We start from the raw sequence: 15,830 nt of genomic DNA on the forward strand, positions 1-15,830 counted from the left end.
ACGTCCGCCACAAGTTCACTCGCCCCTACCGGCCGCAAACGAACGGCAAGGCCGAACGGTTCATTCAGTCCGCCCTCAGGGAGTGGGCCTACGGCTTCGCGTACCGGCACTCCAGCGAACGCACTGCGGCCCTGGATCGCTGGATCCATCACTACAACTGGCACCGCCCCCATCAGGGCATCGGAGGCGCCGCTCCGATGTCCAGACTCAACAAGTCAAGAAACAACCTCTTGACTCTTCACAGCTAGCTGCCCGCGCCGCGGGCGTGGAAGGTGATCGGCGCCGCAGCCTTCAAGGCGCGAGCGCGAAGCTGGCCGCAACCGCCATCGACGTCCTGTCCCGCGGAGTGCCTCAGCTTGGTCAGCACACCGCGGCGGTGCAGCGAGCGCGCCATCTCCGCGGCGCGTTCCCAGGACGGACGCCGGAAGGCGAGGCCGTCGACCGCGTTGTACGGGATCATGTTCAGCACGCCGTACTTGCCCGAAAGCAGGCGCACGATGCCATCCAGTTCGTCGTCGCCGTCGTTGATGCCTTCCAGCAGGGTCCACTGATACTGGATCGGGTAGCCGGTCGCGCGGGCGTATCGCTCGCCCGCGGCCACCAGTTCTTCCGGCGTCATGCGGGGGGCGCGGGGCAACAGGCGCAGCCGCAGATCCGGCTTGGTCGTGTGCAGCGACAAGGCCAGCGCGGCCTGGACCGGACCCCGGGCGAGCCGCTCGAACGCACGCGGATCGCCCACCGTGGAGAACACCAGGTTCTTGTGGCCGATGTTGCCCGCCGTGCCGAGGAGCTCGATCGCTTCCATCACCGCATCGAGGTTGTGCGACGGCTCGCCCATGCCCATGAACACGACCTTCCTGACGGCCCGGCGGGCCCGGGCCAGCGCCACCTGGGCCACCATTTCGGCGCTTCCAAGCTGGCGCAACAGGCCGTCGCGCCCGGTCATGCAGAACAGGCAGCCGACGGCGCAACCCACCTGGGAGGAGATGCAGAGGCCGTCGCGCGGCAGCAGCACGCTCTCGACCGTCCGGCCGTCCGCCAATTCGATCAGCAGGCGCTCCGAACCGTCGGCCCCGAGGTGCGTCGACTGCAGCCGTGCCAGGCCACTGAGCTGCGCTTCGATCGCCGGCAATTCCGCGCGCAGCGACAGCGGCAGGAAGTCCTCGATGCGGCGCTTGCCGCTGGCCATGGGCAAGGCCTGCGACCACAGGCGCAGGATCCGGCGTTCATGGCTGGGACCCGCGCCGGCGGCGTGCAGGCGCTGCTTCAGGTCGTCGATTCGCATCGGCGGGACAGTTCAAAGAAGGGAATGGAGAGTGTCACAGGAGCGGGCAGAAGGCTTGAGGCCACCGAGTGTGTATCTGCCAAACTGTCTCCCCATATCATTTGACATAATACGCATCGTATCAGTGAGATCGAACGGTTACCGTGAGGCCCCGAAACGGCCGAACCCCGGTAAAAAGCATGGCGCCCCGGCAGTGATCCGGAGGTCCAGAACCAGGGAGATTCCATGCACGCCATCACGCGCCTGTCCATCGTTGCCGCCGCACTCGCGGTGCTCGCTGGCTGCGCCACCCAGAACACCGGACCGTCCGGCAAGCATCTCGTCTACCGCGATGGCAACGGCCAGGTGATCCGCCAGTTCGACTATCCGGACGACTCCTTCTGCCGCCGTGTCCAGGGCATGGCCGGACGCGGCGCCCGCTGCGAGGCCGAATCCGCCGCGGCGGCCACCGGCGCCCACGCCACGATGCGCTACAGCCCGCCCGGCGTGATGGTGCAAGGCCATTACGCCGATATGGCCCGCTGCAAGGCCGACACGACCACCATGTCCGCCGGCGTGGAACTGGTCAGCGCCTGCGCCGCCCGATAGGACTGGACGTATCCCCGGCAAGTGGTCCTCACCACTTGCCTTTGGGCTGCTTGCTTCGGATCGCGGCGGAAATCAGCTGCGCAGCATCCGGCCGGTTGCCGCGCAGCGCGAACTCCACCGCGGACAGTCCAATTTCATTGCGCAGGGTCGGGTCGGCGCCCCCCTCCAGCAGCAGTTTGACCGCCTGGGTGGAACCGTACTGGGCCGCCACCATGAGCGGCGTCGACTTGTTGGGCGACTCCGCGTCGATGTACGCGTTCTCGTCCAGGAGGATCTGCATGATCTCCAGGTTTCCCGCCGTGGCCGCGTAATGCAGCGGCGCCCAGCCGGTCTTGTTGACGTCGGCATCGCGGGCGATGAGCTTCTTCACCAGCGCCGTGTGGCCCTTCAGGGCGGCAATCATGAGCGGGCTTTCGTCCTTGCGGCTGCGCCACTCCACGTTGGTCTTGGGCGATGCCACCAGCACCTCCGCGACCTTGAGCGAGCCGTCCTGCAGGGCCATGAACAGGCCTTGCCGGCCGGACGGGTCCACGGTGTTGGGATCGAAACCGCGCTTGAGCAGCTCGACCACTGCCTGGGGATCGTCCCGCTTGATGGCCACGAACCAGTCGTCGAAGGATCCTCCGAGGGCGCTGGACAGGCTGGCTGCCAGGATCAGGTACAGGAAATACTTGAAGTGAAGTCTCATGATTTCAGTCGCCTAAAAATCAATGTACGACAAGGGGTTGCCAGATAAATCGCAGGCAACTTGTCATGAATTGACAGCGGCGAAAAGTGTCTCGAAATTGCGGCTGGTGAGCTCGCCCACGGCCTCCACGGACAGGTCGCGAAGCTCCGCGATCTGCCTGGCGACGTAGGGCACATAGGACGGATTGTTGATCTTGCCGCGGTACGGAACCGGCGCCAGGTAGGGACTGTCGGTCTCGATCAGCAGACGGTCCAGCGGCACGAACCGGGCCACGTCGCGCAGGTCGGCCGCACTCTTGAAGGTCAGGATGCCTGAGAAGGAGATGTAGAAGCCGAGGTCCAGCGCGGCGCGCGCGACATCGGCCGTCTCCGTGAAGCAATGAAAGACGCCACCCGCGCTGCCGGGGGAGCCGTCCTCACCCTCTTCCTTCAGGATCGCGATGGTGTCGGCGGAGGACGCACGGGTGTGGATGACCAGCGGCTTGCCGCAGCGGCGCGCGGCTCGGATGTGGGTGCGAAAGCGCTCCCGCTGCCACTCCAGGTCGGCCACGCTGCGGCCGCCCTTGCGCTCTTCCATCTGGTAGTAGTCCAGCCCGGTCTCGCCGATGGCCACCACGCGCGGGCGCGCCGCCAGCTCCAGCAGCTTGTCCACGCTGGGTTCGGCGATGCCTTCGTTGTCCGGGTGCACGCCCGCCGAGGCCCAGAAATTGTCGAACTGCATCGCCAGGGCGTGGACACTTTCGAACTCCTCCAGCGTGGTGCAGATGCACAGCGCCCGGTCCACGCCCGCCTGCGCCATGGCCTGGCGTATTTCGGGCAACTGGGAGGCGAGCTCGGGAAAGCTGAGGTGGCAGTGGGAGTCGACGAACATGGCAAAAGCGATCGCGCCGCGCGGCGGGGCCGGCGGCGCACCGTGGATTCTAGGGAATCAGATGGTCTGCGTCGGGCGCTCGGAAGCCAGGTGGCCGCCGAGGATTTCCTCGATCTTGACCTTCAGCAGCTTGGACTTGTCGTCCGACGGGAACCGCACGCCGACACCCTGGGTGCGGTTGGCGGCGGCGCGCCCGGGCGTCACCCAGGCCACCTTGCCGGCCACCGGGTAGCGCTGCGGATCGTCCGGCAGCGACAGCAGCACGTAGACATCGTCGCCCAGGTGGTAGTCCCGCGTGGTCGGGATGAACACGCCGCCGTCCGCGAACAAGGGGATGTACGCGGCATACAGCGCGGCCTTTTCCTTGATGGCCAGCTGGATGACGCTAGGACGGGGAGCGTTGGATGCGGCGGGTGTGCTCATGGGCAGGTCAGGCTTTCGAGTGTAGGGCCGTCCTCGCGCCCGCCACAAGGTCTTCCAGCATCAGACCGGCATTGAAGGGGTGCTCCACCGTCCGGGCGGTGTCGGCCAGGCTGCGCCACCACCTGGTCAGGCCTTCCACGCTCCCCGCCGCAGGCAGGTCGGCGGCCTCGAAGAAGCGGGGCGCCGCCCCGGAATGCACGGCCAGCAGGTCGTGGCAGAGCTTTTGTAGCCCTTCGACCAGCTGGGCCGGGCTCCAGTCGGTGATCACGCCGGTGTCGCCTCGAACCAACGCCTTGGGCCATTGCGACCAGGTCCGGGCGGTCAGGCCGGCCCGGTGCAGGCGCAACGCGTCCTCCGGCCGGCCGCCGGCCGCCTTGAGCAGGCCCGCGGCCGCTCCTTCCTCGACACCCTCTTCCCGCAGCCAGTCCACGGCTTCCGCCTCGGCCGGCCAGCTGAGGGTGTGTCCAAGGCAGCGGCTGCGGATCGTCGGCAGCAGCTGGTGCGCCGCCTCCGTGGCGAGCACGAAGCGCACGTCGCCGGGCGGCTCCTCCAGCGTCTTCAGCAGGGCGTTGGCGGTGACCGTGTTCATCCGCTCCGCCGGATAGACCAGCACCGCTTTGCCGCGGCCGCGGCCGCTGGTGCGCTGGGCGAATTCCAGCGCGTCGCGCATGGCGTCGACCCGGATCTCGCGGCTCGGCTTGCGCTTCTTGTCGTCGATCTCGGCCTGGGCCTTCTCGGACAGGGGCCAGCCCAGCTCCAGCATCGTCGTTTCCGGCATCAGCACGGCCAGGTCGGTATGGGCGCGCACCTCCACCTGGTGGCAGCTGGCGCACTCGCCGCAGGCGCCCTCTTCCGTGGGCCGGTCGCAGAGCCACGCCTGGGCCAGCGACAGGGCCAATTTGTACTGTCCAAGTCCCGACGGTCCATGCAGCAGCCAGGCGTGGCCCCGCTGGGCGAGCAACTGGCGCAGCTGCGCGCGGATCCAGGGGGCCGTCATGCCAGCACCCCGCGGGCGCGCAGGCCGGATTCCAGTTCGCGCCAGACCGCTTCCCGGCTCTGGTCGGCCTGCACCCGCAGGAAGCGCCCCGGGTCCGCCGCGGCTCGGCCGGCATAGCCGGACGCGACCCGGGCAAAGAAGGCCTGCGGCTGCGATTCGAACTTGTCGGGCACACGGGCGCCGGCGAGGCGCTGCGCCGCAACGGCCGGATCCAGGTCGAACCAGACGGTGACGTCGGGCTGGCGCAGCGCCGCAGCGGGCAAGGCTGGAACGGACTGCACCCAGCCCTCCAGTGTGTCCAGCACGGCGCGATCGAAGCCGCGGCCGGCGCCCTGGTAGGCGAAGGTGGCGTCGGTGAAGCGGTCGCACAGCACGGCGGCGCCCCGGGCCAGCGCCGGTTCGATCACCTGCAGCAGGTGGTCGCGCCGGGCCGCGAACATCAGCAGCGCCTCGGTGAGTGGGTCCATGGGATCGTTCAGGGCCAGGGCGCGCAGCTTTTCCGCCAGCGGCGTGCCCCCCGGTTCGCGAGTGAGGACGACGGTGCGGCCCCGGGCGCGCAGCGCCGCGGCCAGCGCCTCGATGTGCGTGGACTTGCCCGCGCCGTCGATGCCCTCGAAGCTGATGAAGAGGCCCTGGGTCATCGGCGGCGCTGGTACTTGTTGACTGCCTGGTTGTGCTGGTCCAGCGACTCGCTGAACTGGCTGGTGCCGTCGCCCTTGGCCACGAAGTACAGGAACTTGCCGTCCGCCGGCTGCACCGCCGCCAGCAGCGAAGCCTTGCCCGGCATCGCGATGGGCGTGGGCGGCAGGCCCGCGCGCAGATAGGTGTTGTAGGGGGAGTCGGTCTGCAGGTCCACCTTGCGCAGGTTGCCGTCGAACTTCTCGCCCAGGCCGTAGATGACGGTCGGGTCGGTCTGCAGCGGCATGCCGATGCGCAGCCGGTTCTGGAACACGGCGGCGATCAGCGTGCGGTCGGCGGCCCGGCCGGTCTCCTTCTCCACGATGCTCGCCAGGATCAGCGCGTCTTCCGGCGTCTTCAGGATCGACTGCGGCGTGCGGTGCTCCCACGCCTGGGCCAGCCGCTTGTCCATGGCGCGCAGCGCCCGCTGCAGCACCTTCACGTCGCTGGAGCCCTTGGAATAGGTGTAGGTGTCGGGAAAGAAGCGGCCCTCGGGCGCGACGCCGGGGCGGCCCAGCAACTTCATCAGGTCCGCATCGGGCAGGTTGGCGGTGTCCGGCTTCAGCTGGTCGGCCTTGGCGAGCGCGGCGCGCAGCTGGCGCCAGTTCCAGCCTTCCACCAGCGTGACGGCGCGCAGCGACTCCTCGCCGCGCGCCAGCTTGTCCAGCAGGCGCTGCGGCGTGATGCCGCGTTCCAGCTCGTAGCTGCCGGCCTTGATGCGCTGGCCCTGGCCCGACAGGCGAAACCAGGCGTAAAGCAGGCGCGGGTCCACGTCGACGCCGGCGTCGCGCACGGCTTGGGCCACGCCGCGCGGCAGGGTGCCGGGTTCGATGGAAAGGTCGATGGAGGGAGCGGACAGCCGCAAGGGCTGCTGCACCCACCACCAGGCGGCGGCGCCGGCACCCAGAGCGGCCAGCAGGGCAAGCATGAAGACGGTGGTGATAAAGCGGCGCACGTCCCTGCTTCGTCTGTGGAATGTGGCGGCCATGATAATTCAGCCCATGTCGCATCCTCTCCACGGTGTCGCCCCCCTCCACCATCTCGGTGTGATCCGAGTGCAGGGCGAGGACGCCGCCAGTTTCCTCCAGGGCCAGCTGACCCAGGATTTCGTGCTGCTGGGCCAGGGCGAGGCCCGCCTGGCCGCCTTCTGCACTGCCAAGGGCCGCATGCAGGCCAGTTTCATCGGCTGGCGCCGCGCGGCCGACGAGATCCTGCTCGTGTGCAGCAAGGACCTCCTCGCGCCGGCGCTCAAGCGCCTGTCGATGTTCGTTCTGCGCGCCAAGGCGAAGCTGACCGACGCCAGTGCGGAGTTCGCGCTGGCCGGCCTGGCCGGCGAGGCGGTGCCGGCGCCGCAGTCGTCGCCCTGGTCACTTTCGCAGGCCGCCGGCGGCCAGGTGGTGCAGCTCTACCCGGCCGACGGCCAGCCGCGTGCGCTGTGGGTCGGTCCGGCCGGTGCGCCGCTGCCCGCGGGCGCGCCGCTGGCGCCCGCGCTGTGGCAATGGGGCGAGGTGCGCAGCGGCATCGCCACGGTCGCCGCGCCCATCGTGGAAGCCTTCGTGCCGCAGATGCTGAACTACGAGTCCATCGGCGGCGTGAACTTCAAGAAGGGCTGTTACCCCGGGCAGGAAGTGGTGGCGCGCAGCCAGTTCCGGGGCACGCTCAAGCGCCGGGCCTTCGTCGCCCATGCCGACGGCGAACTCGCGGCCGGCCAGGAAGTGTTCCAGGCGGCAGACCCCGAGCAGCCTGCCGGCCTCGTGGCCCAGGCCGCGCCCTCGCCCGACGGAGGCTGGGACGCGATCGTCTCCGTTCAGCTCGCGGCCGCCGAAGCCGGGGACCTGCACGCGGGCGCCGCCACCGGTCCCGCGCTGAAGCTGCTGCCCCTGCCCTACCTGCTGCTGGCCGACGTCTGAGGGGCGGGCGCGGCGACGATCTGCGCCCGGAACTCCGTCGGCACCTGCTGCAGCAGCGCATCGCGTTCCTGCGGGCTCGCGACCTTCAGCGCCAGCTGGAAGGCCGCCAGCGCCCTGGCGCGATCGTGCCAGCCCCCGTTGTAGATCAGTCCCAGCTGCACCAGCCCGCGCGCCCGGCTCTCCGGCCATTCGCGCATGCGCAGCTGCAGCAGCTGCTCGGCCCGCGGCCAGTCGTGGGCCCGCCAGGCCAGGATGAAATAGGAGTTGACCAGCTCGTAATCGACCACGCCGGCGTCCAGCGCTTCCTGCGCGCGCTGCATGGCCTTCGCCTCCTGGCCCATGCGCGCCAGCAGGAGCACTTCCAGCCCGCGCACCGCGGGCGCGCGCGGCTGGAGGCGGCGCGCCCGCTCCAGGTAGGCCAGGGCCTGGGCCTGGTGGCCCATGGCGTCGTGGCCGCGCGCCGCGTTGGTCAGGATGGCCACGATGTGGGGCCGGGAGCCGAGCACGCTTTCCCAGATCCAGGTGGCGTCGGCCCAGTCGCCCCAGCGGGCGAGTTCGTCGGCCACGATGGGCGTGATCTTGCGGTAGTGCGGATTGATCGCAATCCCCTCGCGCACCAGCTGCAGCAGTTCGGCCTTGGTCGCATCGAAGCGCGGATCGTTCGGCTGGCCCGACTGCGAGATGCCCAGTGCGAGCTGGGCGGCGCGCACCAGCTTGCGTTCGCTCTCGGCGGCGCGGTCGGTGATCACGACGGCGAGCACGAAGCAGGCGGCAACGCCGGCCAGCGCCGCCTGGCCGATGCGGGGCGACCACGGCAGCGGCCGTGCCAGCCAGGGCCGCGTGAACCCGAGGCGAGCGTCCGATCCCGCCAGTCCGCCCAGGCACACAGCGAACAGCGCGCCGGTCGCGGCCAGCCGCCAGGGGAAGCCGATGCTGCTGACCACCAGCAGCGCCAGCAGGCTGCACAGGAACACCGCGCGCCAGGGGCGTTCGGCGTCGCTCTCGGCATCGGCGCCGCCCCAGCTGTGCCAGGCCGCCAGCACCAGGTAGGCCAGCAAGGCGAGCAGGAACAGCCAGCCGACGAGGCCGTATTCGGCGACCAGCTGCAGGAACTCGTTGTGCACGTAGTAGTCGGTCTCGAGCTGGGCGCCCTCTTCCTGGTACAGCGGGATTTCGCTTTCCCAGGCGCCGGCGCCCAGGCCCGCAAGCGGTCGGGCCTGGATCGCGTTGAGCGTCGCGCGCCACATCAGCATGCGGATGTTGAGCGAAGGGTCGCCCGGCCGGATGGAGCCGGCGCGATGAAAGCCCCGGGCGATCGCGGTGGCGCCGAAGCCTTCCTCCAGGATCTGGGGATTGCCGCTGGGAATCACGCCCAGCAGCAGCACCGTGCCGACGATCACGGCCAGGGCGGCGGCTTGCAGGCGGCGCGTCCAGGCGGCGAAAGCGAGTTGCCGGCGGCAGCGCCACGCAATCAGCGGCAGCACCACGCCCAGCTGCAGCCACAGGGCGATCAGCGCGCTGCGCGTGCCCGTCATCAGGACCGCGGTCACCACCAGGCCCACGCTCGCCGCGAGCGGCACGATCACCGCCGGCCGGCGCGCCCGTGCCAGCAGCAACGCCCCGAAGGGCAACGCGCACACCAGGAATTCGGCGAAGAAATTGCGGTTGATGAAGGTGGAGGCCGGATTGGGACCCTGGGGGAACAGGTCGAAGCCGGTCCAGAACTGCAGCATGCCCCATGCGGTCGCGGCCAGCGCCCCGCCATGGATGCAGGCGGCCAGCAGCGGCAGCCGCTGGCGCCCGAAGGTGTTCAGCACCAGCCAGCCGACCAGCGCGAACAGGAACCACCGCACCGCTTCCACCCCGCCCAGGAACGCGTGCGACCAGGCCATGCTGCCCAGCGCATACGCCATCAGCAGCAGGGGCAGCCACAGCACGCCATGCCACTGCAGCGGCTGCTGGCGCCGGCGCTGGTCCCAGAGGAACACGAACGCGGCGAACAGCGTGCAGAACGCCACGATGATCGACTTGAGGGTGTCCTGCAGCATGGCCTGCCCCGGCACGCCCAGCGCGGGCGCCAGCAGCAGCATCAGCGCCAGCAGGATGGGCGCCGCACTGCCGGCGGCGGCTTCGGGCCGCGCCGCCGTGGGCGCCGCGGACGGACGTTTCTTCGTCACCGCGTCAGCGCGCGAGCGGCAGCGCGCTGGTCATCGTGATGTGGGGGATGCCGGCTTCCTCATAGGGCTCGCCCTGCGCCGCGAACCCGAGGCGGGCATAGAAGTCCCGGGCCGTGCGCTGGGCATGCAGCTCGATGCCGCGGTCGCCCCGCTCCTGCGCCCGGGCGGCCAGCGCGCGCAGCACCTGCTCGCCGACGCCGCAGCCGCGCAGCACCTGGTGCACGGCCATGCGGCCGATCTTGGCGATGCCGCCCTCGGCCGGCAGCAGCCGTCCGGTGGCGATGGCCTGGCCCAGGCGGTTGTAGGCCACGGCATGGACGGCGGTGGCATCGTCCTCGTCCCATTCGAGCTCCGCCGGGATGCGCTGCTCCTGCACGAAGACCTCCGTGCGGATGCGACGGGCGTCGGGGCCCAGCTCGGTCCAGCTGCCCGTCCTCACCTGCAGCATGGGCTCGCCTGCTTCGTAGCCCGTGAGCATCTCGCGCAGCCTGGGCGGCACCGGCCTCGAGGTCTGCGTCGCCGGATCGGCGAACACGTAGACCAGCTCGCACTGGATCAGGAGCTCCTCGCCGCGGAAGATGGCGCCCAGGAACTGCATCGACGAAGTGCCGATGCGCGCGCACTTCACGCCCACGTCGAGCCGGTCGTCCATGCGGGCGGAGCCATGGAATTCCACGGTCGCCTTCTTCACGTAGATGTCTCCCTCCAGCTGGCGCATGCCTTCCTCGTACGGCATCGCCAGCGCGCGCCAGTAGTCGGCCACCGCCGTGTCGAAGTACATCAGGTAGTGGGCATTGAAGACGATCTTCTGCATGTCCACCTCCGCCCAGCGGACGCGCAGCTTGTGGAAGAAACGGAAGTCTTCTCTTTTCATGGGTGCAAGGCCTGTCGCAGGGCCGCCGCGGCATGCTCGTGCGCCTGCCGGGCCTCCGGCAGCGCGCGGCCCATCTTGATGAATTCGTGGGTGACGCCGCGGTAGATCTCGAGGTCCACCGCCACGCCGGCAGCGCGCAGTTTATCCGCGTACGCGACGCCGTCGTCGAACAGCGGATCGCACTCGGCCAAGCCCAACCAGGCGGGCGCCACCCCCTCCAGGTCCGGCGTGTTCAGCGGCGCGAACCGCCAGTCCTCGCGCTGCGCATCGGCGATGTACTGGCGAAAGAAATACTCGATGTGCGCCTGCTCCAGCACCAGCCCCTGGTGGTAGCGGCGGTGCGAGGCGCTCACCTGGCGCGCCGCGCAGCCGGGGTAGAACAGCAACTGCAGCGCGACCGGCAGGCCCGCATCGCGGGCCAGCGTGGCGCACACCGTGGCCAGGGTGCCGCCGGCGCTGTCGCCGCCGAGCGCGAGGCGCCGCGCATCGAGGCCGAGGGCTTCGCCTCGGCGGGCGATCCATTGCACGGCATCCCAGGCGTCGTCCACAGCGGTCGGGAACCGGTGCTCTGGCGCCAGCCGGTAGCCGAGGGAAACGACGGCACAGCCCGAGAGCTGGCTCAAGTTGCGGCACAGGGTGTCGTGCGAGGCGATGCTGCCGATGGTGAAACCGCCGCCATGGAAGTAGAGCAGCACAGGCAGCCGCTGCGACGACGGGGCGTACAACCGCGCCGCGAGGGTGGTGCCGTCGGCGGCGGGAAGGGCCAGGTCGTCCACGCGCGCCAGTTGCGGACGAGGCGTTTCGAGCACGCCGGCGCCGGCCTCGTAGGCGGCGCGGGCCTGCTGCGGAGCCAGCCGGTACATCGGCACATGACCCGCCCGCGCCATGCGTTCCAGCACGGAGCGCATGGCCGGGGTGAGTTCGGGAAACTGCGGAAGAAATGTCACGCGGGAGGCTGCGCCGCCGCTGGCGGCTGGCTTACAGTGCGGCTCTCCATCGTAAGGGACGCGACGCCATGGCCTTCATCTACTACGTGACCCAGATCCAGTTCGATTTCGGCGCGGTCCAGCTGCTCAAGCAGGAATGCCAGCGCGTCGGCATCAGCAAACCCCTGATCGTGACGGACCCCGGCGTGAAGGCGGCCGGCGTGCTGCAAAAGGCGCTGGATGCGCTGGAGGGCCTTCCCCACGCGATCTACGACCAGACCCCGTCCAACCCGACCGAGGCGGCCGTGCGCGCGGCCGCGGCGATCTACAAGGCGCAGGGCTGCGACGGCCTGGTGGCCGTCGGCGGCGGCTCCGCCATCGACTGCGCCAAGGGCGTGGCGATCGCCGCCACGCACGAAGGTCCCCTCACCCGCTACGCGACCATCGAGAGCGGCTCGCCGCGCATCACCGACAAGGTGGCCCCGCTGATCGCGGTACCGACCACCAGCGGCACCGGCAGCGAGGTCGCGCGCGGCGCGATCATCATCGTCGACGACCACCGCAAGCTCGGCTTCCACTCGTGGCACATCGTGCCCAAGACCGCGATCTGCGATCCCGAACTCACCATGGGCCTGCCGCCCAAGCTGACGGCGGCCACCGGCATGGACGCCATCGCGCACTGCATGGAGACCTTCATGTCCGCGGCCTTCAATCCGCCGGCCGACGGCATCGGCCTGGACGGCCTGGAGCGCGGCTGGGGGCACATCGAGCGGGCCACCCGCGACGGCAGCGACCGCGAGGCGCGCCTGAACCTGATGAGCGCGTCGATGCAAGGCGCGATGGCCTTCCAGAAGGGCCTGGGCTGCGTGCACTCCCTCAGCCACAGCCTGGGCGGCGTCGATCCGCGCCTGCACCACGGCACCCTGAACGCGATGTTCCTGCCCGCCGTGGTGCGCTTCAACGCCCAGGCGCCTTCGGTGCAGAAAGACCGGCGCCTGGACCGCATGGCGCATGCCATGGGCCTGCGCTCGGGCGGCGACATCCCCGAGGCGATCCGCGACATGAACGCCCGCCTGGGCCTGCCCCCGGGCCTGGCCGCCATGGGCGTGCAGCGCGAACAGTTCGACCAGATCATCCAGGGCGCGCTGGCCGACCACTGCCACAAGACCAATCCGCGCGAAGCGTCGCGCGAGGATTACGTGCAGATGCTGGAGGCGTCGCTCTAGCGCGGGCTGCGCGCGCCCGCGGCTTCACAGCGCCTCGACGCGGGCGGGCTCCGGCCGCTCCAGCCATTCGGCGAATTCGTCCGCCAGTTGCTGGCCAGCCCTGGCGGCGCTCCACCACGCGTCCATGCGGGACTGCAGGTCCGACCCGTAGCGTGTGAAGTCCGTCCGATCCGGCAACTTTGCGTTGGGCAGCGTCCGCACCCAGGCCGGGTCCGGCGCCAGCACCACCATGCGGTCCAGGAAGGCCGTGGCCCGGTGCCGCCACTTGAGGCCCTTGTCCAGCCAGCCGGGCACCACCGCTTTCTGGAAGTGCGGATACAGCACCAGCCCGGGCCCCGGGCCGCGGCCGTACTTCAGGTGCAGGTGGTAGTCCGTGATGCCGCCATCCCAATAGGCGCCGGGAGGCGCGCCCGGGATGTCGTGCACCGCCTTCAGCAGGAAGGGGATCGAACAGCTCGCTTGCAGCGCCGGCTGGAAGTTCGCCTCGGTCAGCAGCACCTGGCGCGTCGGAAAGTCGTCGGTCGCGAAGGGAAGCGGGCAGGGAGCACCGTCCTGCGGCACGGAGAACACCACGCGTTCCAGCCATGCGCCCATCGCCTTGCGGTGCAGCGTGTTGCTGACGAAGGCGCCGAGATAGCCCAGCGGCGTTCCGAAGCGATGTTCCCGTCCCAGCACGTGCCGCCCGTGCGAGGTGACGACGTGCAGCCGGAAACGCGGATGCGTCAGCACCTCGCGGATGCGTCCGCCGTAGAAGGCCTCCAGCCCTCCGCTGAAGCGCTGCGACACGTCGGCGGCGGTGAGCGCCTTCTGCCCCGGCGGCAGGTCGTAGCTTTGCGCGATGTAGTCGCGCTCCAGTTGCTCGAAGGCCTGCATGGGTTCGCGCAGGCAGGCCGTGGCCATGCGCCAGGCGCCGATGGACGCGCCCACCAGGTGCACGGTGTGGTCCGTGCGGGGCAGCCACTGCCCGAACAGGAAGCGGTCCAGCCGCCCGAGGATCAATCCCTTGGGGCCGCCCGCGGCGGCGGGCACCACGCCCACGTCGGCAGGGGCCAGTCCATGGTCCTCGATGTGGCGGCGTGCCAGCGGTCCCGCATAGATGCGCAATGCTCGCATCGGCCGGATTCTAGGAGGCGGGCGCTCGCCGCTTCAGCCGAAGGCGATCACGACCGCGCCCAGCGCCGCCGCGACATAGGCCAGCGACCAGCCCACCGCGCGCAGGTCGCGTTTCGGTGGATTGCGCAGGGCCGGTTCGCCGCTGCGGTCGGCCAGCAGGCGCCGCAGGCCCACGGCCGAATCGAACTGGGGCGATGGCGGCAACCCCACGGGCTCTGCCGTCGCCAACGTCTCCGGCAGCTCGCTGCCCGCGGGCGCGGTGGACGCATAAGGATCGGCCGGCGCCTGCGCCGCGGCCGGTGTGGCGGCACGCGTGCGCGCCAGCGCAATGCGGCACTGCGCGAGGTCGCGCGCCATCTCGCCGGCGTCCTGGTAGCGCGCCTGCGGATTCTTCTGCAGCGCCCGCCCCACCACCACTTCCAGCACCGTCGGGATTCCCTGGCGGTGGTGGCTCAGGGGCGGTTGGGTGGAGTGCAGGATGGCGTTGAGCAGCTGCCCCAGGTTGCCGCCTGCGAAGGCCTGCTCGCCCGTCAGCATCTCGTAGAGCACGGAGCCCAGCGAGAAGATGTCGCTGCGCGCGTCCACCGGGTGGCCGCCCACCTGCTCGGGCGACATGTACTTGGGCGAACCCATCATGGTGCCGCTTTGCGTGCGCACGTCGGACGACTTCATCCGGGCGATGCCGAAGTCCATGATCTTCGACTGCCCCTGCCCGACCAGCATGATGTTGCCTGGCTTGATGTCGCGATGGACGATGCCCTCGGCGTGCGCCACCGCCAGCCCGGACGCCACCTGGGCCGCGATGTCGACGGCCTCGTCCATGGGCATCGCGCCCTGCTGCAGCCGGTCGCGCAGTTCGGTGCCCTTGAGCAGCTCCATCGCGATGTACAGCCAGTCGCCTTCGCGGCCGATGTCGTGGATGGTGATGATGCCCGGGTGGTTCAGTCCGGCCGCGGCCTTGGCCTCCTGCCGGAAGCGCGCCTCCAGCTGGCTGCGATCGCCGGCGTCGTCGGGCAGCAGCAGCGTCTTGATGGCCACCTGCCGCTGCAGCGATTCGTCGTCGCACAGGTAGACCACGCCCATGGCGCCGCGCCCCAGCTCGCTGAGCACGCGGTAGCGTCCGAGGTGGGTGAAGGGCGGCGGGCGAAGGGCCATGGCGTTCACCAGAACTTGAAGCGATCGAGCAGGCCGGGCTGCTCCTTCGGCCTGGCGCGGCGCGCAGGCTGCGTCGGGGCGGTGAAGACGTGCTTCAACTGCATCTCCTCGCCGGGCTGCAGCAGCACCTGCATGTGCAGCGGTCGGAGCCGACCGTTGCGCACCTCGATGCTGTGCGGTCCCGCCGGCAGCGACAGCCGCACCAAGGGCGGCGAACTGCCCTTGGCATCGCCGTCGACGAACACCTCGCCGAAGGGCCGGACGTCCAGCAGGATCACGGCGGGCCGGCGCGCCTCGGCGTAGTGTTCGCGCAGCACGCGGCCGGCCCAGCCCACCCCGAGCAGGACCAGCACGCCGGCGCCGGCGACGACCTTGCGCCGCGCGGCGCGATGGCGCGCGGGTTGCGGATCGAAGACGTACAAGGCATGCGGACGCAGGCGCTCGTCGACCTGCTCGCCGGCCGGCTCCAGGTCTTCCGCCAGCCGCGGCGCGCGCAGCGCCAGGGCCTCGCGGAAGGCCTGCGATGCAACGATGGGCTGGGCGGTGGCGAAGCCCGCGAGGGCCGCGGCGGTGTCGATGCCGTCGCCGACGACCCGCGAGCCGTCCTGCAGCGCGCGCACCGGCCCGTGGTGCAGGCCGATGCCCAGGTTCGCGTCGGCGCCCTGCACCGCGACCAGCTGGGCGCCGGCCAGCGCTTTCGCCGGCTCCACTTCGCCGACGATGGCCAGGCCGTCGGGCGCGTCCAGCACCACGCGATGTTCGTTGTCCCAGGCCGCGAGCAGTGCCTGCACCAGGCCGGCGAGGCGCTCGCGGCGGGTCTTCTGCGTGCTGGGAAGGTCGTCGGCGAATCCCCGCATCCGCAGGAACAGCACGCTCGCCGGGACCGGAAGCGGACCGGATTCGGCCGTCATCCGCGGGAC

The 15,830-nt window shown here is 70.2% G+C and carries 17 protein-coding genes; 4 read left to right on the forward strand and 13 right to left on the reverse strand.

Annotated elements, in window-relative coordinates; all coding sequences use genetic code 11:
* Positions 1-248: integrase core domain-containing protein (locus AC1DSA_RS07005; RefSeq protein WP_477887453.1), on the forward strand; the 248-nt coding region annotated here is incomplete at its 5' end.
* Here AC1DSA_RS07005 and AC1DSA_RS07010 read toward each other — a convergent pair.
* Entirely contained in the window at positions 245-1,285 is a 1,041-nt protein-coding gene (locus AC1DSA_RS07010) for an RNA methyltransferase (protein ID WP_477887455.1), read from the reverse strand. The genes AC1DSA_RS07005 and AC1DSA_RS07010 overlap by 4 nt on opposite strands.
* A gap of 225 nt (positions 1,286-1,510) precedes the next feature.
* Here AC1DSA_RS07010 and AC1DSA_RS07015 point away from each other — a divergent pair, with 225 nt between their 5' ends.
* Positions 1,511-1,873 (forward strand): hypothetical protein, encoded by a 363-nt coding sequence (locus AC1DSA_RS07015; protein ID WP_477887457.1) that lies wholly within the window; start codon positions 1,511-1,513, stop codon positions 1,871-1,873.
* 28 nt (positions 1,874-1,901) lie between these two features.
* Here the strand turns inward: AC1DSA_RS07015 and AC1DSA_RS07020 are convergent, their stop codons facing one another.
* The 6 genes from AC1DSA_RS07020 to mltG all read right to left on the reverse strand — a co-directional run bounded on the left by AC1DSA_RS07020 (position 1,902) and on the right by mltG (position 6,484).
* Positions 1,902-2,561 (reverse strand): ankyrin repeat domain-containing protein, encoded by a 660-nt coding sequence (locus AC1DSA_RS07020; RefSeq protein ID WP_477887459.1) that lies wholly within the window; start codon positions 2,559-2,561, stop codon positions 1,902-1,904.
* Between the two features lie 63 nt (positions 2,562-2,624).
* Positions 2,625-3,431: a TatD family hydrolase gene (locus AC1DSA_RS07025; RefSeq protein ID WP_477887461.1), complete on the reverse strand. Its 807-nt coding sequence runs from the start codon at positions 3,429-3,431 to the stop codon at positions 2,625-2,627.
* A 57-nt stretch (positions 3,432-3,488) separates the two neighbouring features.
* Positions 3,489-3,854 (reverse strand): PilZ domain-containing protein, encoded by a 366-nt coding sequence (locus tag AC1DSA_RS07030; protein WP_477887463.1) that lies wholly within the window; start codon positions 3,852-3,854, stop codon positions 3,489-3,491.
* Positions 3,855-3,861: 7 nt separating this feature from the next.
* Entirely contained in the window at positions 3,862-4,851 is a 990-nt protein-coding gene (locus AC1DSA_RS07035; protein WP_477887465.1) for a DNA polymerase III subunit delta', read from the reverse strand.
* Positions 4,848-5,492, reverse strand: a complete 645-nt coding sequence (tmk, locus tag AC1DSA_RS07040; protein WP_477887467.1) for a dTMP kinase — start codon at positions 5,490-5,492, stop codon at positions 4,848-4,850. Before tmk ends, AC1DSA_RS07035 begins: the two co-directional genes overlap by 4 nt.
* Entirely contained in the window at positions 5,489-6,484 is a 996-nt protein-coding gene (mltG, locus tag AC1DSA_RS07045) for an endolytic transglycosylase MltG (protein WP_477887469.1), read from the reverse strand. The genes tmk and mltG overlap by 4 nt, the downstream gene beginning before the upstream one ends.
* Positions 6,485-6,530: 46 nt before the next feature.
* Between mltG and ygfZ the strand changes: the two genes are divergently transcribed.
* Positions 6,531-7,439, forward strand: a complete 909-nt coding sequence (gene ygfZ, locus AC1DSA_RS07050; RefSeq protein WP_477887471.1) for a CAF17-like 4Fe-4S cluster assembly/insertion protein YgfZ — start codon at positions 6,531-6,533, stop codon at positions 7,437-7,439.
* Here the strand turns inward: ygfZ and AC1DSA_RS07055 are convergent.
* From AC1DSA_RS07055 to AC1DSA_RS07065, 3 genes are read right to left on the reverse strand one after another with little or no spacing between them, the layout of a single operon-like run.
* Entirely contained in the window at positions 7,415-9,616 is a 2,202-nt protein-coding gene (locus AC1DSA_RS07055; RefSeq protein ID WP_477887473.1) for an O-antigen ligase family protein, read from the reverse strand. The genes ygfZ and AC1DSA_RS07055 overlap by 25 nt on opposite strands.
* Positions 9,617-9,620: 4 nt before the next feature.
* The gene (locus tag AC1DSA_RS07060) at positions 9,621-10,490 is read right to left on the reverse strand and encodes a YbgC/FadM family acyl-CoA thioesterase (RefSeq protein WP_477887474.1); all 870 of its coding nucleotides are present in this window, start codon (positions 10,488-10,490) and stop codon (positions 9,621-9,623) included.
* Positions 10,487-11,398 carry an alpha/beta hydrolase gene (locus AC1DSA_RS07065; RefSeq protein ID WP_477888028.1) on the reverse strand — a complete coding sequence of 304 codons (912 nt, stop codon included), beginning with the start codon at positions 11,396-11,398 and terminating at the stop codon, positions 10,487-10,489. The genes AC1DSA_RS07060 and AC1DSA_RS07065 overlap by 4 nt, the downstream gene beginning before the upstream one ends.
* 107 nt (positions 11,399-11,505) lie before the next feature.
* Between AC1DSA_RS07065 and AC1DSA_RS07070 the strand changes: the two genes are divergently transcribed.
* On the forward strand, positions 11,506-12,642 hold the full coding sequence (locus AC1DSA_RS07070; protein ID WP_477887476.1) for an iron-containing alcohol dehydrogenase: 1,137 nt from the start codon (positions 11,506-11,508) through the stop codon (positions 12,640-12,642).
* Between the two features lie 24 nt (positions 12,643-12,666).
* Here AC1DSA_RS07070 and AC1DSA_RS07075 read toward each other — a convergent pair whose 3' ends face one another.
* Genes AC1DSA_RS07075 through AC1DSA_RS07085 form a run of 3 tightly spaced genes read right to left on the reverse strand, consistent with a single transcriptional unit; the run spans position 12,667 to position 15,821 of the window.
* The gene (locus AC1DSA_RS07075) at positions 12,667-13,755 is read right to left on the reverse strand and encodes a phospholipase (RefSeq protein ID WP_477887478.1); all 1,089 of its coding nucleotides are present in this window, start codon (positions 13,753-13,755) and stop codon (positions 12,667-12,669) included.
* 33 nt (positions 13,756-13,788) lie between these two features.
* A complete protein-coding gene (locus tag AC1DSA_RS07080; RefSeq protein WP_477887480.1) occupies positions 13,789-14,910 on the reverse strand; it encodes a serine/threonine-protein kinase in 1,122 nt (373 codons plus the stop codon).
* A 5-nt stretch (positions 14,911-14,915) separates the two neighbouring features.
* Positions 14,916-15,821 (reverse strand): hypothetical protein, encoded by a 906-nt coding sequence (locus tag AC1DSA_RS07085; protein WP_477887482.1) that lies wholly within the window; start codon positions 15,819-15,821, stop codon positions 14,916-14,918.
* Between the last annotated feature and the right edge of the window lie 9 nt (positions 15,822-15,830).

It is taken from the genome of Ramlibacter sp. P4_H7, assembly GCF_056400765.1.

Excerpts from the sequence above, each read along its gene's own strand:
- AC1DSA_RS07010 (WP_477887455.1), bottom strand. The coding sequence starts at position 1,285 with ATGCGAATCGACGACCTGAAGCAGCGCCTGCACGCCGCCGGCGCGGGT.
- AC1DSA_RS07015 (WP_477887457.1), top strand. The coding sequence starts at position 1,511 with ATGCACGCCATCACGCGCCTGTCCATCGTTGCCGCCGCACTCGCGGTG.
- AC1DSA_RS07020 (WP_477887459.1), bottom strand. The coding sequence starts at position 2,561 with ATGAGACTTCACTTCAAGTATTTCCTGTACCTGATCCTGGCAGCCAGC.
- AC1DSA_RS07025 (WP_477887461.1), bottom strand. The coding sequence starts at position 3,431 with ATGTTCGTCGACTCCCACTGCCACCTCAGCTTTCCCGAGCTCGCCTCC.
- AC1DSA_RS07030 (WP_477887463.1), bottom strand. The coding sequence starts at position 3,854 with ATGAGCACACCCGCCGCATCCAACGCTCCCCGTCCTAGCGTCATCCAG.
- AC1DSA_RS07035 (WP_477887465.1), bottom strand. The coding sequence starts at position 4,851 with ATGACGGCCCCCTGGATCCGCGCGCAGCTGCGCCAGTTGCTCGCCCAG.
- tmk (WP_477887467.1), bottom strand. The coding sequence starts at position 5,492 with ATGACCCAGGGCCTCTTCATCAGCTTCGAGGGCATCGACGGCGCGGGC.
- ygfZ (WP_477887471.1), top strand. The coding sequence starts at position 6,531 with ATGTCGCATCCTCTCCACGGTGTCGCCCCCCTCCACCATCTCGGTGTG.
- AC1DSA_RS07060 (WP_477887474.1), bottom strand. The coding sequence starts at position 10,490 with ATGAAAAGAGAAGACTTCCGTTTCTTCCACAAGCTGCGCGTCCGCTGG.
- AC1DSA_RS07065 (WP_477888028.1), bottom strand. The coding sequence starts at position 11,398 with ATGCGCTCCGTGCTGGAACGCATGGCGCGGGCGGGTCATGTGCCGATG.
- AC1DSA_RS07070 (WP_477887476.1), top strand. The coding sequence starts at position 11,506 with ATGGCCTTCATCTACTACGTGACCCAGATCCAGTTCGATTTCGGCGCG.
- AC1DSA_RS07075 (WP_477887478.1), bottom strand. The coding sequence starts at position 13,755 with ATGCGAGCATTGCGCATCTATGCGGGACCGCTGGCACGCCGCCACATC.
- AC1DSA_RS07080 (WP_477887480.1), bottom strand. The coding sequence starts at position 14,910 with ATGGCCCTTCGCCCGCCGCCCTTCACCCACCTCGGACGCTACCGCGTG.
- AC1DSA_RS07085 (WP_477887482.1), bottom strand. The coding sequence starts at position 15,821 with ATGACGGCCGAATCCGGTCCGCTTCCGGTCCCGGCGAGCGTGCTGTTC.